This is a genomic window from Microbulbifer maximicatervae (SeqCode) (genome assembly GCF_052466985.1).
The window spans coordinates 933,964-951,719 of record NZ_CP174298.1; the positions used below are offsets into that span (position 1 = coordinate 933,964).

Consider the following 17,756-nt stretch of genomic DNA (forward strand, 5'->3'; position numbering starts at 1 on the left):
CTCTAATTTAACGTGAGTCGGTAGCGAGTCTCGCGTTCAATAAATGATGAAGTGTTTCCCTTTACCCAATCCTGATGGCCGTTGCCGAAAAATGGTGAGAGTGGATGAGCACTCTGACCTGTGGCCATATGGAAAATACCGTCTGCATCCCGGCCCGGTGAAACCACTAAGCGCTGGGATGCGCCATGAGTGGGAGACTGGAAGCGGGGCATATGGGTATCTCCAGCGAGAGGCTCCGCAGGCATTGCCAGGAACCAGTTCAGCGGTGGTATTGCTTTGCCCAGTGGATGCTGGATCTTTGCCGTATTTTCAGCACCCCAGGATTGACGCTTAAGGGGTTGATTGCTGCGATTCATTTTTTCCAGTACTTGATCCAGAGCGGCGAGCTTTATCGCGTTCCAGGATTCAAAATCCGGGTTGAGAAGCTGTTTTGGCTCTTGCTGAGCCATTTCCCAAAGTGGGTATTCAAATTGGCGCTTGAGTTGGCCGAAAGAAAACTTGGGCTGATAGCGGCGCATGTAAGTCAAAATGGGCGCTGTCGTAAGCTCCATCAACTTCAGGCGATAGTTGCGAACGATGCGATAGCCTACGGAGTCGATGGCGGCTCGGCCTCCCCAATTTTGAATCTGTATATATACCTCGCGGTAGTCTTGCTGATCTTCAAGTAAGGTGAGGAGGTGTTGCTGCCACCGCTCGAGAAAAACTGCCTGATCGTCGAGCTGGATATTTAAAAGGTCCTGCTCATTGAATTTTTCTTGAGCGAAAAGCCGTTCGCGAATTTGTTGCTGACGTGCGCCGAGCGCATAGCCGTGGTTGCCCATGAGTTTGAGATAGTCCCCATCAACGATACGAGCGTTGGCACTCCAGATTCGGCCGGACTCCGGGTTATACAGGCGGGGGTGCTCCTGGGGGCTTAAATAGCCGTCCCAATAGGCACTACCATCTGCCCAGCTGATTGATCGACTGCCATCAAACCCGACTCGCTTGGGAATAGCGCCAGCCACAGTCCAACCAATATTGCCGTTACTATCGCCAACCACTAGGTTCTGATGAGGGATGCCTATGGTGGGGCCAAGCTCCAGAGCTTCTTCGGCGGTGCGAACAACTTCCATATCAATCAAGTTCATATTGCCGCCCAGAGTGTCGTGAGCAACCCAGCGGAATGCGAGAGGAACGCCATCGTGGTTTGTACCGATAACGGGACCCCAGATAGTTGTGCGAACTTCTATGGTTTTTGGGTCGCTGCCTTTGACGGCGATAGATTCTGTTTCATAGGCAAAATTCCTCCAGCCTTCAGGCGTTTTATATTGATTGCCGTCTTCGCTGAGTTCCAGTGGAATCAGGTCACTCCAGTCGCCACCGGTGTTGGTAAATCCCCAGGCAACTAATTCGTTGCTTCCGGCAACCATAATTGGGCCGCCTGGAAGGGTTACGCCACGAACAAATCGGTTGGTGCCTGGTATGCTCCAGCCTGCTCGGAACCAGATATTGGGAACACTCAGCCCGAGGTGCATATCGTTGGCAAGAATGGCTCCACCGTGCGCTGTTAAATTACCGCCGACCACCCAGTTATTACTGCCGTAAATCTTGTCATCACTCTCCATCGCCTGATAAACGATAGTGTCCTGTTCATCTAAAAGTGCAGAAATCGGTGTTTCTGGGAGGCTGACCTTTTCTCGTGCTTCTCCAAATAGTGGTGCGTCCCACCGCCCGCCTTGGGGAAAATAGAAAGCGTAGAGATCTGCTGGAAGCAATTCGGCTAAAGCGGTGTCGCGAAGTTCATAACTACCGCGTTCACTTTGTAGCGTCAGGTACATGCTGTAGATAGTTAACAGGCTGTCGGCAGAATTCCAGGGGCGCGGTTCCTGACCCAATAACAAATACTCCCAGGGTTTTTCGGGAAGCTGGTTGAGGCCAAAATTAATACCGTTGATATATTGATCCAGAAGGGCCTTTTGTTCCGCCGGCATCGCAGCAATGTTTCGCTCTGCTCGCTGGCGAAATTGATGCAAACGTACCTTTTGATCGTGTTTTATAGTGGACTCGCCCAGTAATTCTGATAATTCCCCAGCAGAACTTCTCCGCAACAGATCCATTTGAAAAAAACGTTCCTGCGCGTGTAAAAAGCCCAATGCGAAGGCCGAACTGCTTCGGTTTTCAGAATGAATTAATGGCACTCCCTGTGAATCGCGCTCGATAACAACCGGGTCTTTTAATTCACTCGTGGTAATGGTTCCATCGAGAATAGGCAAGCTCTGTCGGAGCCAGATCCAGGAGCCAATTAAAAATATAATTATCAAACCCAATATGCTGATAATTAGTGCTGTCATATACCGCTTGAGAAATGGAAATGTTGTCATTGTGGTGGCCGCAAAATCTCTGAGTTAATGTCGGTAGCACTTTATTGTGCAATTTTAATTTCACTCGCAAAGTTACTAAGCGATACAAGGAGTAACTTTTAGTGACAAAACCCAAGCTTTAAATTTTAGGATTTTCCTGTCATTCACTGCTATTTCTCGAAGAACTGACTGGTCACAAGAAAAAAGTCATCGCAGGGTTTTCAATATGAAAACGCAACCGTAAGATGGCGTGCAATAACAAAAACAACAAGAAATCGAAAACATCAGGCTGTATAACAATAAACGCGAGGACGCGATGATGCACGATGTTGGTAGAGATGTAACAAACCGTAGATTCAATCTTTCCATTCTTTCTGGAACCATTGCTTTCCTCACCGCTGTCGGCTCTCACGTCCACGCTGCGGAAATTGAGGAGGTTGTCGTTACTGCGCAGAAGCGAGCGGAAAACCTACAGGACGTACCTATCGCGATTTCCGCCTTCACCGGGGAAAATATAAAAGAAGCCGGTGTCAAAAATTTGACTGACTTGGGGAAATATACGCCGGGCGTGGAAATGCACAATGATACCGCCCTGCAACCAACGTACAGTATTCGCGGCGTGCAAACTAATGACTGGACCATAGGCTCTGATCCAGCAGTGGCGGTCTATGTGGATGGGGTTTATACCGGCCGCAGTGCAGGTGCCGAGATACCGCTGACCGATATTGAGAGGGTTGAAGTCCTCAAAGGGCCTCAGGGTACACTATTCGGTCGCAATGCCACCGGTGGTGCGATCCACATTATTACCACCAAACCGCAGGCGGATGATTCTACGGAATTAAATCTAACTGCCGGTAATTATGGGCGCCAGTCGTCGGATCTTTTGGTTAATCGCCAGATTAGTGACAACCTGTATGGCCGTTTTTCGGCGTCGACAAATCGTCGCGATCCATTTGCTGATAATTTAGCAAATGGATTCTCTGTAGGGGATCAGGATACTCAGACCTACCGCGCCTCTGTGTTGTGGGAGCCGGCGACGGATACCGAGGTGCTGTGGCGCGCCAATTACGGGATTATGGATCAAGGCAGCGCTTTGCGAACAACCATAGTGCCCAGCCTTAAAGATGAAACGGATGTTTTTGGCGACTACGCCCTGGATACCCCGACCATTGAGGATCGTGATTCCTTTGGCACATCACTGACAATTACCAAAGATTTTGACAATTTCACTTTTACTTCGATTACTGCCTACAGCGAATTCGATGCCCACCTGCAGCAGGATGAGGATGGTACCGCCAACCCGGACTATATGTTTGGGTCAGCTAATACTGATGATCAAAGCCAGTTCTCTCAAGAGTTCCGACTCAATGGTGCTACAGATACTATCAAATGGACTCTGGGAGCTTCTTACTCCGAAGAAGAGGTGGATCACACCACTTATGCCAATTTCACTACCGGATCGGTGGAATCCTTCGCCGTTTATGAAGGGGTAAAGGCTGCCTATCCGGACCTGACCCAAACCGAGCAAGAGGACTTAGCGGTTATCACCCGTGCGCAGCTGCAGCAGGCGGGGTTGGAGGGAATTGCCAGCGCTTCCTTTGTCTATGACCTAATGCTGCAAACAGGCCAGGTGGATGCGTTACTCGCTCAGTTAGGGACCACTGGTATAACCGGCGATATGCTCTATGCGGAAGATGTAGTCGGACAGATGATGGCGGGCTTCAATCCCTGGATAGCCTCGGATGCACATTGGGGGGAGAGCGTTCGCAACACAGGTGATTACCGTTCCAGTGCTATTTACGGCGACATGACCTGGAGCCTTACCGATAAGATGGACCTGACTGTCGGTGCTCGTTATACCTACGATCAAAAAGATTTCACCATCCAGACGGCTTATGGCAACAGTATTCCTCTGTCACTATCCGGCGGAGATGTCCGCTTGGTTGACGGAGATGGCAACGTAATCGGCACTGTAACCCTGCCTGAGGTCGATTTGGGGTCCCAGTTGTTTGGTATTGTGTTTTTCAACAATGGCCAGCCGGTTTTGGACTCCAAATTGAGTGATAGCTGGAGCGACCTTTCCGGTCGTATAGTGCTGGATTACCGCTGGAATGACGATGTGATGACCTATGTCTCCCTGGCGGATGGTTTTAAAGCCGGTGGATTCAATAGTCTTAATTTTGGTCCAGGGGTTGAGTCGTCTTTTGATCAGGAAGATGTCGTTAACCTGGAGGTTGGTCTTAAGAGCAGCCTGTTCGACAACCGAGTACGCTTGAATACCTCTATTTACACCTACGAATACAACAATTTGCAGGAGCTGGATCTGGTGGGTACTCCTATTCCCAGTTATAACCTGCGGAATTCGGATGCGGAGGGCACTGGGGCGGAGATCGAAGTACAGTGGGCAGTAACAGAGAGCTTGTTTATTGCCGGTAATTACTCCTACCTGGATACAGAGTTTACTGACTATCAGATCATCGAAGCCATTGGTGAGACTGAAGAGGACTCGAAAGTAGGCCAGTCTCGGGTATCAACGCCAGAGAATAAATTCAACCTAATGGCTGAATACACAGTGGACCTTGCATCTGGCGGGGAGTTTATTTTCCGTGGCGATTACAACTGGACAGATGAGCGAATTGGTTCGATTACTGACCGGACACGTATCGTGGAAGACTATCAGTTATTCAACCTGCGGGCGGCCTGGAACAGTGCTTCAGATAGTTATTCATTAGCGCTCTGGATACAAAATTTGACGGATGAAGAAATCGCTGGCGGATATGGTGGTACCGGTGCAGCCATTGGTGCCAGTCCCGCTTGGCGCTTTATGCCGAGAATGTACGGTGCGGATTTAACTGTCCGATTTTAATTAACCCATGGGTTAATACGGCACAGGGATGTGCTGTTGTCGACCTTGGGAGGGCATTTAAAGGCTACAAGGGTATTGTGGGATTATTTAGAGCCCCTTATTCCGGCAGTAGTCTATAAAAAACGTTTAGACTGTGAAAATTGCGTCTAAATTTTGAAAGAAATAGTACATAAAACAATTTTTGCTCTATTTTATTAAGTTATTCCTGTCAGCATGATGAGAGAGTGGGCCGGTTTATCCGGCCCTTTTTTTTATTGACCCTTCAAGAGAAAAATAAACTGGCGCATATACCCTTCTGTTGAATAGCTAGCCTCTAGGTTTACACCTAAAACTGCGTATGATGATTTCAATAGAGAAGAAATGTGTCGCAGTTGATTACTAATATGGCAATACACGTCGGTGAAGTAACTTTAGAGGAAGTACAGGATCAACTTCTCAGTGATTACCAGAAAGTTCGTGCAGAGACAGAGAATCTTGCGTTGCCGTTATCCCCGGAGGATATGCAGCTACAGTCTATGCCGGATGCCAGTCCTACCAAATGGCATTTAGCACATACGAGCTGGTTCTTTGAGACTTTTATCCTTGCCAACCGGTTGCGGGGATATCAAACATTTAACCCACACTTCAACCACCTGTTCAACTCTTACTACAACAGTTTGGGTACCCCCTTTGCACGCCCTAACAGGGGGCTAATTTCGCGTCCGGATAGTGCCCAGGTTTATGAATATCGAAAGTTTATCGATGACTCCATGCACCGGATGCTCAGTGAGTACCCGATTCCTGAAAATTTGGCCGCGTTGGTCCAGCTGGGGTTGAATCATGAGCAGCAGCACCAGGAATTGATATTGACCGATATCAAGCATGCGCTGTCAACTAACCCCATGGCACCGGCATACAGGGATATGTTTGCTGAAGATGAAGACGGGGCGCTGGAACCTTTGCGATGGTTGAGCATACCCAAGGACTTCTATGGGATAGGGAGTGATGGGGATGCTTTCTGCTTTGATAATGAAGGCCCTGAGCATCAGCAGTTTATCGATGACTTTGTGATTGCCTCCCGATTGGTTACCAATGGCGAGTATCTTGAATTTATAGAGGATGGTGGCTATGAACAGCATCGGCTATGGCTTTCGGATGGTTGGCTGCATTTGCAGAAAAATCAGCAAAAGCACCCATCCTATTGGCGGCTGAACAGTGATGGTTGGCATCAGTACTCCCTCTATGGGTTGCTACCCTTAAATCCAGCTGAGCCTGTCTGTCATCTTTCTTTCTATGAGGCAGATGCTTTCGCAACCTGGGCTGGAAAACGATTGCCTACCGAATTTGAGTGGGAGGCAGCTGCTTGCCATTTACGCCAGCCGAACCAGATGGCATCAGCTAATTTCCTGGAAAAACGTCACTTCAGGCCATTGCAGGCGCAACGGGGACAAACGCAGTTCTTAGGGGATTTGTGGGAGTGGACTTCCAGCGCTTACTTACCTTATCGAGGCTTCAGAGCCCGGGAGGATGCAGTAGGGGAGTACAACGGAAAGTTTATGTGTAACCAAAAGGTTCTTCGCGGTGGATCTTTTGCAACTCCGGCTGACCATATCCGGATCAGTTACCGCAACTTCTTTTATCCACACCAGTCGTGGCAATTTACCGGTATCCGTTTGGCAGGAGACTAAATGTGAAAGCAGCCGTATCATCGATGCAGGAAAGTTCACAACAAGACCATGAATTTCTCAATGATGTGTTGCGGGGGTTGGCCGGAGATCAGAAAACACTACCGTGTAAATACCTATACGACGAACTTGGCTCTCAGTTATTCGAGAAAATATGTGATGTAGACGATTATTATTTAACCCGTACTGAGGCGAAGATATTCAGTCAGTATCTACCGGATATTGCTGAGGAAATTGGCCCAGGGGCGCTACTGGTGGAGCCCGGTGCAGGCAACTGCGAAAAAGTAGAGGGCCTACTGCATCTATTAAAAAGCCCTAGCGGATACTATCCCATCGATATTTCCCCGGAGATTCTCTATCTGGCGGGGCAACGAATTAAAAAAGGCTTACCTCATATTTCTATCTGGCCGGAAGTGGGTGACTTTACTCAAGCCGAAGTATGGGACAATCTGTCAAATATTGAGTCAAAAAAACGTGTGGTGTTTTTTCCTGGTTCGACAATTGGAAACTTTGAGCCGGATAGGGCGGAGCAATTGCTGGAGACGTTTGCGGCAAATTTGAGAGCGGGAGACGGCCTGCTTATCGGAACTGATTTAGTTAAAGATTCAGTTGTGCTGGAGAGGGCGTATCACGATAGTGAGCATATTACGGAGCAGTTTAACAAGAACCTCCTGCAACGAATTAACAGTGAGTTGGGAGGCAACTTTGATTTGTCATCTTTCTCTCATCGCGCCTTCTATCAGCCATTGCGACAACGCGTAGAAATGCATTTAGTTAGCCTCCGGGATCAAAGCGTCGCAATCGCTGGGGAACAAATCGTCTTTTCGGAAGGGGAGACTATTCATACCGAGAATAGCCATAAATATAAAGTGAGTAGTTTTAATACCCTGTTGATGAAAGGCGGCTTTAAACCTGTTCGCCACTGGACTGATTCCTCTGAATCTTATGCTATTCACTATGCCCAGGCTATCTAGGGAGGTTTTAGGTCTCCTTTTCTCACTGGTGATATTGGCCGCACCAGCAAGTTTTGCTGGTGCGGAGGAAAAAAAACAGTGGGATGCTGATAGTTTTATTGTGTATAAACATCCGCTTTGCTTCTGTTGTAACAAATGGGTGGATTATCTACGGGGTAACGACATTGCCGTATCTACCAGTTCTGAGCTGAATATGGCCAAAATTCGGCAGCAATGGGGTGTTCCTCGGGGGATGGAGGGTTGCCATACGGCGGTGTGGCACAACAAATATGTTTTTGAAGGCCATGTTCCCGTCAAACATATCCTGCAATTTATTTCCTCTCCTCCAGAGGATGGAATCGGTCTATTAGTACCCGGGATGCCCGTTGGTAGCCCAGGAATGGAAGTGGATGGAAAGTTTGAACCTTACAATATTTATCTGCTGCTGGAAGGGGGAGACTATCGCCCCTTTGTCCGAGTCGAGAAGCCCCAGAGTTAGCTCTTGTTTTTAGGTCTGTAGCGAGCTGTACCAAATAATATAGAGATAACTCGCTGCCACACTGATAACACTTACCGGCAACATCAATAAAAAGAACTGCCAGAAGTTAAATGGTTGCACACCAAATTTTTCCGCCTGCTGCAGCACTATTACATTGCTGGCTGCGCTGATTATAAATAGGTTACCAGCAACTGTAGATATGGCTGATAGCATCATAAGTGTTTGAGTGTCGTGTTCATGTAGCAGATTCAGGTATATTTCCACTACGGGAACATTGGAAAACAGTTGGCTGGCAAAAAAACTGACAAAAGTTACGGTTTCAGGTTCAGCCAGATTAATCCCGCTCTTGTGCAGAAAAAACTGTAGTGATCCGGACTTGAGTAGTGAGCCGGTCACAATAAACATAGAAATAAAGAAAAAGAGGGTGGGCCAGTCTACTTCTCTCAGTATTCTTCTTCTTTCATGACTCGCCAGATAAATGGGTGAGCAGGCGACCAAGCCTATTTGACCCAAGGTTGGGTGGTAAATACCTTCTACGTTATGAAGTACACTGCCTAATGCTATTAGAATTACCAGAAGGGCTGCCGACAATAGAGGTGGCCATTTTTGTGCTATCTCATTGTCCTCTCGATGCTGAATGCCTACATTGTGACTGGGTTCGTCAACTTTAAGAAACCTTTTTAACCAAAGAATCGACAGCAGCATGGTGATTGCTGCCGGGATAAAGATCCACTCGGCAAATACCAGGAACATATTGTCAAACTGCCCTGCGTTGGCAATCAAGATATTTTGTGGGTTGCCGACTGGGGAGATCATGCTGCCGATCGTTACGGTGGCACAAAGTAAAATAAGTAGGGGTACAACACCCCAGTTCATATCCCGAGCCATCAATAGAGCGATAGGTACACCAATCACTGCTGCAGCATCATTGGTGAGAAGGGCGGCGCAGACGGCCATGATCAGGACATAGCTTGCCAGTATGGTATTGGGTTTTTTTCGCGAGAGTATTCGCCTGCTGATTTGCGCTGAAATCCCTGTGTCGTATAGAGCGGATGCAATCGAAAATACAGAGAATAAGTAGAGGATTAAATCCCAATCCACAGCAAAGAATGCGTCTTTAAGTGTGATTTGCCTCAAGGCCAAAAGTGCTACTGCGCCAAGGGTCATGATGTGCCAGATACGAACTGCAGACGGTAGCCATTGGCGCACGGCTATTAGGATAAAGATGATTGCCGAGACGGTTAAGCTGATAGACATCTATCGTTATCCGAGTGTCGCTAGTCCCAACTGCTACTCTGGTTTTCAGCATTGCTATTTTTCTGAGGCTCTATCCAGTGCAGCAGAGTGCCAACAAGGCCATTCATAAGAGTTTAAACAAACCTCTTCTCTTTACGAATTTCTTTGCTGGAGATGTGGTTGCGGGTTTGGGACCATACCTGGCTATTTACCTGCTCTCAGCCATGCACTGGAAGCCGGGAGATATTGGGGTTGTCCTGGCAATTGGCGGGGTAACCACTGTACTGCTGCAGACACCTGCTGGCGCATTTATCGATAGTACTCGCTTTAAGAGAGGGCTTATTGCCACTTGCGGGATCATTATCGGTATTGTTTCTATCACTATTGTGGAATTTACCAGCCACAAGCCATTGATTTATCTCTCTCAGGTTTTGATGGGAGGCGCAATTGCCTTCGTGGCTCCTTCTATTGCGGCAATCACACTCGGGGTTACCAGCGATAAGAACTTTACCTATCAAACCAGTGCCAACCAGGCCTCCAATCATGCGGGCAATGTCTTTGCTGCTGGGCTTGCAGCGATTCTTGCCCTGACTATTTCCGGGCAGGGGGTGTTCTGGTTGATGGCAGTTATGGGTGCCCTTATGGCGATCTCGGTAGCCTTTATTCCGGGAAAATCTATCGATCATATCCGTGCTCGGGGCGGAGAGCACAAGGATCTAGAGGGCAAAGCACAGCCGTCGGGCTTCAAGTCACTGCTGTCTGACAGGCGCCTGGTCGCTTTGGCTGTCAGCGTGTTTCTATTCCACTTTGGCAATGCCGCGATGTTGCCCTTGGTGAGTCAGAAACTGTCGATTAACTCGAATGCCGATATAGCTATTGCCTTTACATCAGCTTGTATCATCGCCGCCCAGTTTATGATGATGCTGATGTCCTTTCTGTGTGCGGCCAAAGCGGATACCTGGGGGCGCAAGCTAATCTTCCTTATCGGTTTTTTTATCAATCCGGTACGGGCGCTGTTGTTTATGTCTACGGACAATCCGTACTTCCTGGTAGCAATTCAATCCCTGGATGGCGTGGCTAATGGTATATTTGGCGTCATTATTATTTTAATGTGTGCCGACCTGACACGTGGTACGGGCCGTTTCAATGTTACTCAGGGCGCTATGGCTGCCTTGGTGGGAATTGGTTCGGCATGTAGTAATTTTTCTGCGGAATATATTGTTCAGTATTTTGGCTATGGCGTTGCTTTTCTTACTTTGGGAGCTATTGCTCTGATCGCCGGTACATTTTTTCTGATTTTTGTCCCAGAAACGAAAGGGGCAACAATCCCTAAACCATCAGCAGGAAACTGATAGCCCCGGTTGTTTCGACTATTGATAGAAATCTATGGTTAATTCTTTTTCTCCAGCCCCAGGCCTTGGCAATCGACATATTCAGACCGTATTCAGTCGTTTTCACCGCGCCACCCCCTGGATTGAGACAGATTGCCGCTGGTACGAAACGCCTGATGGCGATCGCCTTTCTTTGCATTTTCCCAGACCGCTACGCAATGATCCCGATTATCCTCTGGTATTGATACTTCATGGTTTGGGAGGTTCGGTAGAGTCGCCCTATGTGCAGGGGCTGATGGAAACTCTTCTGGCATACCATTATCAGGTCGCTGTAATGCATTTTCGAGGTTGTGGTGGTGTGCCTAACAAGTTGCCGAGGGCCTATCACAGTGGTGACACTGAAGATCCTCGCTGGCTGGTTAGTGAACTTAAGAAGCAGTTTCCATTAATGACGATTGCCGTGGTTGGCTTCTCATTGGGCGGAAATGTTGTTCTGAAAATGTTAGGTGAAGATGGTGGCCGCGGGCAGGTAGCCGCTGGGATTGCTGTTTCGGCGCCAATGGACCTCCATGCCTGTAGTCGCTACATCAACACTGGTATATCCCACCTTTATGAGCGCCACCTGATTAGCGGGCTTCGTTTGAGCCTGCTTCATAAGGCGAAAGACCCACAGTTGGCTGCGGCCTTACCCGATCTCAATTGCAGTGAGGACTTTGTCGATTTCAGGCATTTCGACAATGCTTTCACTGCGCCGTTACATGGTTTTCGTGATGTGGATGAGTATTACACCCAGGCATCCAGTAAGCCTTTACTCAAAGATATTCGCACGCCGACTTTGATTATCAACGCCGTTGATGATCCTTTTATTTGTCCATCAGCGATACCTGTAACCAGCGAAGTCAGTTCTGCTGTCGATTTGGCGGTGAGTGATCGAGGGGGGCATGTAGGGTTTATAGATGGGACGGTATGGAGCCCCAGTTATTGGCTGGAGAAAAAAATACCCTACTTTTTGGGGGCAGTCGTTGGGTTTCCAAAGGGAGCCCGTTAGGGGGCTCCCATTTCCAGGCTCAGGGTTAACAGCACTGGGTACTCGATTGATCCGCTTCGGGAGTGTCTCTGGCAAATGGCATTTCCTTGCCGCAGCCGGGAAATAGGCCAAAGTGCCGTGAAAAATCGCCAATAAACTCGAAGTGGGGTGCGAGACGGGTCTCTGCGAGCATTCTCCAAGTATTACCGCACACAGGGAATACTCGTCCGGTCTCAATAATGTGGTGTCCATCGAGAACGAATTGATCGGCAGAGCCCGGTAGTGTGCCTTTGTAAATCACTGCTTGGCCGTAATCCTCACAGTCTTTTTCCAGTTGCGCTAATTTGAACAAGCGATAAGTGGCGGAAAAAAATCGAATTGAACCACAGCGCTGGGCCAGGGTTGGGTTGGTGATAAGTAATGGCCGGCTCTCCACCAGGCGTGGATCGCGGAAGCCGCTGTCCTGAGCAATTTCCAGGAAGTCATTCCAGTAGAGTGCGCCCCCAAGACACTCGCCGAACAGTTCGGGGTCAGAGCTAATTGCGGGGGGAATACGACGGTCGGCATAGACATCGGAGAAGTAAAATTCTCCCCCTTGTTTCAGCAGCCGGAACAAGCCTTTGAGTACAGCATCTTTGTCTGTGGAGAGGTTAACCACACAATTGGAAATGATCACATCAAAGCTTTCAGGCTCTAATTCCAGTTCCTCCAGCTTTTCGATGTAGCCGTGCAGGAAGCGGACATTGTCATAGCCAAACTTGTCGGCGTGATGGGCTTGGTGCTGCCTGGCCACAGCCAACTGCTCTTCCGTCATATCGACACCTACTACTTCACCTTTTGGGCCTACCAGCTGGGAGAGCAAGTAAATATCCCGGCCTGAGCCACAGCCAAGATCCAGTACCCGGCAACCTTCCAAAAGCGGAGGGCAGACAAGTCCGCAGCCGTAATAGCGGGATAGGACATCAGGGTGAATATTGGACAGTAATGGTTTTAGCCACTCTGGCATATCGCTGGGATCACAACAGGCATTGGTCTTCAGGTCCGAAGAATTCTTTAGTTGGCGTCCGTAGTAGTCCTGTACTAAATCGTGCATTGGCTCTTTACCTATTGCGGGGGTTAACCAAAAAGGCGCAGTTGCGCCGGTATTGGCGCTCTTTGTAATTTTGTTGAGGAAGTGTAACAAGTCTGCGGTTCCCGCGACTAAAAACCAGAGGAATCACGGAAGAGTTGAGGAGTTAGAGGTTCTTCTGGCCAAAGGTTTCCGCTTTCGAAACTGATGCAGAGCTCTATACTGGCATGATATTTCACTCATTCTGGCTCAAGATGCAGGGTAAAGCAGAAAAGTCTCAATTGGCACAAAAATACCAGCATGATGCACTAGATATTTCAGAATCAGCAAAATTGCCTTTTGGCGCCAGTGGGAATTGGTTTGTAGAGAATCGCATTATTTTCGTTAATATCGACTCTCTCCGCTTCGATATTATGAGGGAACGTAATTGAGCGATCACCTAGCTCCCAGTGCTTCGACAGAGTCCGCCGAGGATTCCTTACAGAATTCGCAGTTCCTGGTGGATTTGCGCCAGCAGATGCTGCGTTTTGCCAGTTTGCAGTTGCAGGATACACAGCTGGCTGAGGATGCTGTTCAGGAAGCATTGATGGGTGCCCTAAAGAACTCGCGCAGCTTTTCCGGTCGCTCGGCTTTGAAGACCTGGGTCTTCGCCATTCTCAAGAACAAGATTGCCGACATATTGCGACAGAGACAGCGCTTCGTAGATGCGGATCAATTGGTTCGTGGGGATAGGGAAGAATATGATCACGATGAGCTGTTTGATCAGACGGGGCACTGGCAGAAGGATGAAAAGCCCAAGCGCTGGGCTGATCCTGAGTCGGCAATTCACGACAAGCATTTCTGGCGGATCTTCGAGGCCTGTCTCAGCCATCTTCCCTCGCGCCAAGCGCAGATCTTTATGATGAGGGAATTTATTGAGCTGGAAAGCCATGAAATCTGTGCTGCCATGGAGATTACCGTTAGCAACTTAAATGTCACATTGCACAGGGCGCGCCTTCGCTTGCGCGAGTGTCTGGAAGATAACTGGTTTGGTGTGGAGAAGTGACAATGATGAAGACCTGCCGGGAAGCCACGAGGCTGATGTCTGAGTCCCAGGAGAGGGACCTGCTCATTTCCGAGAAGGCGAGCCTGAAGTTACATCTGGCGGTTTGCACACCTTGCCGCAATTTCGGCAAGCAGATGAAGACCCTCAGGCATATCACCAAATCCTATGCTCAGGGTGGCCCCGAGAAAGCTGACAACGAAAAATAGCATTTCGCACTTGGGGCCACTTATCCAAAATTGGCGTTCCTAGCGGGGAGGGCGAACCGGGCGGTAGGCGATATGGCCACCGACAAAGTGCGGTTCATACCAGTAGGACCCGCAGTGCTCATAGGTAACGTTACCAACAGTTACTGCAACACAGCTGCGAGGCAACGTATATAACCACCCGCCGACACCGACGGCTGCTGCCGTACCCCAAAATGCTGGTCCCGGGTAGGGCCAGTAGTGGGGGCGCCAAGGGGGCGGTGGGTAGGGTGGATGATGGGGGTGAAATGGGGGGTGATTGGGAAAGCGCCTTGCAAACTCTCCCGGGGCATAGCCACCGTGGAAGCCTCCACCCATCGGACGCATCCCATTAAAATGTCCCCCAATATTGAAATGAGCCCCACCACCACCAAACCGACCAAAGGCTTCGGCTGAGGGACTGGCCAATGCAGTCAGTAGTGCCCCCGTGACCAGGGCAGGCACAACCAGTTGTGCAAGGAAACCCGTCTTTTGACCGTTGCGATGCATCATGGTGTGGCCTCCTTATTGGGTTCCGCCTTCTTAAACTGGATCTGCTTGAGCTTGTCGGTGGAAGGGGTAAATTGCCCGGCGGCACCAGGTTTGGCTTCCATCCATTTCAAGGTGGCAATAAAGCGCGGCTTGGCGGGGTCGCGGGTATTCACTGTTGAAATACGCAGGGGCAGGGGCTTGTCACCAGCTTTGATCCAGATTTCCCAGTCCAGGTTTTCAGAGCGAAATGCCCAGTGCTCGGTTTTTTGGCCGTCAACCATAGGCCGGTTTACCAGAAAGCCTTCTTTGATTCCGGACCAAACATTTTCCTTCCTTCCCCATTCGAGGAGGTCGGCAAAAGGAATCTCAATGCCGTAATCCTTAGCGGCTTTGGTCAAAACTTCCGCTGTAGGCTGGGGTGCTTCCATTTCTGCGAAGTAACCATCGCGGGGAGCAATCACGGTGAACTTGTCGCCATTATGAATAAACTGTCGGGTAATAGAATCTGTTTTCAGGTCTACACGCAGTTGCTTCGGTGGCATTGCCATATATTTGACGGTACCGCCAATCAGGAGCTTTTCCTGATTTTCCAGAACGACTTCTGTGAATATATCGGCGTTAAACATCATCATTTTGAGGCTGGCGAGGTAGTCACCCATTCGTTTCAAGGTTGCCATCGCCTTAGGGTCTAGGGGCTCGTTTGATTCCATGGCCCCCATTTGGCCTTGAGGAGGTTTGCCTTGCTGCATTTGCCCTGGTGGCTGGGGGGGATTGCTGTCATCGGTCGATTGAGTGGGGTGCCCTGGTGGCGGGGTTTGGCCTTGGGAGCCAGTGCTATCGGGTTGCGGGGGTGGTGTCGGGTTTTGAGCGACAATCGCAGGGGCTAATGCCACCGTCGCTGCAAGAATCAGCGCCCTAGCCAAGCCACCAAAGGGTTGAAAAGCAAGCATTTACCGGTACCTCCCAATACATAGCCATAGTTGTGGCATCTGAATCAGTGTAGAGGAGAACTTTCGCGCCTGCTGTTGCGTAAAAACGAGTATTGAAACGAGACTGGCTATCCAGAATTGCTGGTCAATAAGCTGTTGTTTTACAAAACTTTTGCCGTATTCAATTGAGGCTCTGGGTTATGTTTGCTAGAGTCGGTCCATTATTGATACTAGCCTGCTCCTATGAATGTGGTTCGTCTGTCATTTTTACTGATTGCGCTGCTGATTTTCCAGACAGCTGGCGCCTTCTATGACAGTCATGATGAGCTAGAAGATATCACCATCCACTTCTCTTCAAATCATATTGATCAACTCCCGGGAGTAGCTCCTACTGACGAGCCTGATGGGGGTTCCGTCACTTTCTCGCTGCCTTCCTCCGGTGAAGAGCAATCTACACCGACGTTGGATTTCTGTAATCACTGTTGCCATTGTCACGGAATTAATGCAACCGGGCTTTTGGGGCAGTCTTATCAACCTCTTCTTCGGGGCACTATCAGTTACAGTGACACAATCAGTGCAGCTGTGCCCTCAGGTTATTTTTCTCCACTTTTACGCCCACCTATAACCCAAGTCTGATTAGTTAAATACAGCGTGTGCCGCTATAGAAGTATGTAGCTTTTGCTCGCACACGATGATCGAGTTGTGACTTGGGAGAATTCCATGGATTTTTTTTCCACGCTCTCGCTGAGCGTGATTGGTCGTGCATCCTTTAGATTTTTGTTGACGACCGCTCTACTTATATCTGCGCAAGCTACCTCTGCGCAGAAGGGAGAAGTATTGACGTTGCCAGAGGCAATACAGAAAACTCTGGCACAAAATCCCCAGATTGCAGTTTTTCCACTCCAGCAATGGGCATTGGATGGTGCTGAGTTCACAGCCGGCCTACGTCCTGCATGGGATTTTGGTTTCGAAGCTGAGTATGCGGTATACGGAGATGATGGTTCATCAAGCTCAAGCTCCCCCGGCCGGCCCGGTCCGCCAAGTGACGACGATGATGATGATGACAAGGAACTTGAGCTGACTGCTTCTTTGTCATCAGTTATTGAGTTGGGGGGCAAACGCCAGGCTCGAATTGATGTTGTCAATGCTCAGCGGGATCTCTTAATTGCCGATGAGCAAGCGACAGCACTGGATGTCTTGGCCGAGGTGGTTCGTGGTTATGCGCAAGTTCTCGCCGCTGCAGAATTATTGATTCTGGAAAAAGAGAAGGTCTCGCTGGCGCAAGAAGCGTTGGACGCTGTAATTACAAGGGTCAATGCTGCTGCGTCCCCCATAGCTGAACGTATGCGGGCTGAGTCTGCACTGGCGAATGCCATTTTGGCCGCCGAGGCACAGGAGCGAATGCTGAGCTACTACAAGTACGCACTATCCGCGCTGTGGGGGCAACCTACCCAGGACTTTGCAGTTGACTCCAGCGTGCTCTTCCGATTTGAGCCAAATGCCAGCTTTGATGTTCTGTACGAGCGGGCTCAGGAAAACCCTTCTATTGCCCGTTTTGCCTCTGAAGAGCGCTTGCGCGCATCTCACCTGCATCTGACACAAGCGAAATCGACCCCCGATATTGGTTGGTATGCAGGCTATCGGAACGACAAAGAAGATGATGAGAATGCTGTCGTTGTTGGCTTTAACGTACCGCTTTTTACCGGGCGGCGTAATCGGGGTAAAGAGATTTCTGCAATGGCTGAGCTGGAACAGGTTCAGTTGGATAGAGAAGCGGCATTGCTAAAGCTCTATCCCCAGCTTTTCTTGGCGGTAACGAGCCGTGAACAAGCGCTGGCCATTGTTGAAGAAATGCAAAATACCGTTATTCCCACATTGCGCAAGGCGCTTTCTGAGGTTGACCGGGCCTATCGCCGGGGGCGCTATTCCTATGTTGAGTTGATCTCTGCCCGCGAGGAATTGCTCGATGCTGAGCGCTCGAGAATTGTGGCGGCACGTTCTGTTCATGTGTATGGAGCGGAAATTGAGAGATTAACTGCCCGGCCATTAGGTGTCGTGGCTGTTGAAAGCAGTAGATGAAATTGA

At 49.3% G+C, this 17,756-nt stretch carries 15 protein-coding genes; 10 read left to right on the forward strand and 5 right to left on the reverse strand.

What is annotated here, in order from left to right:
* Positions 1–2: 2 nt before the first annotated feature.
* Positions 3–2,300, reverse strand: coding sequence for a penicillin acylase family protein (locus tag ACJJI3_RS04135; protein WP_444941584.1), 2,298 nt, complete (start codon positions 2,298–2,300; stop codon positions 3–5).
* A gap of 355 nt (positions 2,301–2,655) precedes the next feature.
* On the opposite strand from ACJJI3_RS04135, the gene ACJJI3_RS04140 reads away from it, so the two are divergent.
* From ACJJI3_RS04140 to ACJJI3_RS04155, 4 genes are all read left to right on the forward strand, one after another.
* A complete protein-coding gene (locus ACJJI3_RS04140) occupies positions 2,656–5,205 on the forward strand; it encodes a TonB-dependent receptor (RefSeq protein WP_444941585.1) in 2,550 nt (849 codons plus the stop codon).
* Positions 5,206–5,567: 362 nt separating this feature from the next.
* Positions 5,568–6,872 (forward strand): ergothioneine biosynthesis protein EgtB, encoded by a 1,305-nt coding sequence (gene egtB, locus ACJJI3_RS04145; protein ID WP_444941586.1) that lies wholly within the window; start codon positions 5,568–5,570, stop codon positions 6,870–6,872.
* 2 nt (positions 6,873–6,874) lie between these two features.
* Complete coding sequence (egtD, locus tag ACJJI3_RS04150; protein WP_444897507.1) at positions 6,875–7,843, forward strand: L-histidine N(alpha)-methyltransferase; 969 nt, start codon at positions 6,875–6,877, stop codon at positions 7,841–7,843.
* Complete coding sequence (locus ACJJI3_RS04155; protein ID WP_444897506.1) at positions 7,827–8,321, forward strand: DUF411 domain-containing protein; 495 nt, start codon at positions 7,827–7,829, stop codon at positions 8,319–8,321. The genes egtD and ACJJI3_RS04155 overlap by 17 nt, the downstream gene beginning before the upstream one ends.
* A 9-nt stretch (positions 8,322–8,330) precedes the next feature.
* Here the strand turns inward: ACJJI3_RS04155 and ACJJI3_RS04160 are convergent, their stop codons facing one another.
* On the reverse strand, positions 8,331–9,578 hold the full coding sequence (locus ACJJI3_RS04160) for an ArsB/NhaD family transporter (RefSeq protein WP_444941587.1): 1,248 nt from the start codon (positions 9,576–9,578) through the stop codon (positions 8,331–8,333).
* A 77-nt stretch (positions 9,579–9,655) separates the two neighbouring features.
* On the opposite strand from ACJJI3_RS04160, the gene ACJJI3_RS04165 reads away from it, so the two are divergent.
* Both ACJJI3_RS04165 and ACJJI3_RS04170 read left to right on the forward strand, forming a co-directional pair.
* On the forward strand, positions 9,656–10,909 hold the full coding sequence (locus ACJJI3_RS04165) for an MFS transporter (protein WP_413662210.1): 1,254 nt from the start codon (positions 9,656–9,658) through the stop codon (positions 10,907–10,909).
* Positions 10,910–10,943: 34 nt separating this feature from the next.
* Positions 10,944–11,936, forward strand: coding sequence for a hydrolase (locus ACJJI3_RS04170; RefSeq protein WP_444897503.1), 993 nt, complete (start codon positions 10,944–10,946; stop codon positions 11,934–11,936).
* A 25-nt stretch (positions 11,937–11,961) separates the two neighbouring features.
* Here the strand turns inward: ACJJI3_RS04170 and ACJJI3_RS04175 are convergent, their stop codons facing one another.
* On the reverse strand, positions 11,962–13,008 hold the full coding sequence (locus tag ACJJI3_RS04175) for a methyltransferase domain-containing protein (protein WP_444941588.1): 1,047 nt from the start codon (positions 13,006–13,008) through the stop codon (positions 11,962–11,964).
* Between the two features lie 403 nt (positions 13,009–13,411).
* Here ACJJI3_RS04175 and ACJJI3_RS04180 point away from each other — a divergent pair, with 403 nt between their 5' ends.
* Complete coding sequence (locus ACJJI3_RS04180; protein ID WP_282933052.1) at positions 13,412–14,029, forward strand: RNA polymerase factor sigma-70; 618 nt, start codon at positions 13,412–13,414, stop codon at positions 14,027–14,029.
* A gap of 2 nt (positions 14,030–14,031) precedes the next feature.
* Positions 14,032–14,235, forward strand: a complete 204-nt coding sequence (locus tag ACJJI3_RS04185) for a zf-HC2 domain-containing protein (protein ID WP_282933051.1) — start codon at positions 14,032–14,034, stop codon at positions 14,233–14,235.
* Between the two features lie 39 nt (positions 14,236–14,274).
* On the opposite strand, the gene ACJJI3_RS04190 is transcribed toward ACJJI3_RS04185, so the two are convergent.
* Both ACJJI3_RS04190 and ACJJI3_RS04195 read right to left on the reverse strand, forming a co-directional pair.
* Positions 14,275–14,763, reverse strand: coding sequence for a hypothetical protein (locus ACJJI3_RS04190; RefSeq protein ID WP_413662207.1), 489 nt, complete (start codon positions 14,761–14,763; stop codon positions 14,275–14,277).
* Positions 14,760–15,692 carry a DUF2092 domain-containing protein gene (locus tag ACJJI3_RS04195; protein WP_444908107.1) on the reverse strand — a complete coding sequence of 311 codons (933 nt, stop codon included), beginning with the start codon at positions 15,690–15,692 and terminating at the stop codon, positions 14,760–14,762. The genes ACJJI3_RS04190 and ACJJI3_RS04195 overlap by 4 nt, the downstream gene beginning before the upstream one ends.
* Positions 15,693–15,914: 222 nt before the next feature.
* Between ACJJI3_RS04195 and ACJJI3_RS04200 the strand changes: the two genes are divergently transcribed.
* A complete protein-coding gene (locus ACJJI3_RS04200; protein WP_444908108.1) occupies positions 15,915–16,307 on the forward strand; it encodes a hypothetical protein in 393 nt (130 codons plus the stop codon).
* 84 nt (positions 16,308–16,391) lie between these two features.
* On the forward strand, positions 16,392–17,750 hold the full coding sequence (locus tag ACJJI3_RS04205) for a TolC family protein (RefSeq protein ID WP_444941589.1): 1,359 nt from the start codon (positions 16,392–16,394) through the stop codon (positions 17,748–17,750).
* Positions 17,751–17,756 lie beyond the last annotated feature (6 nt).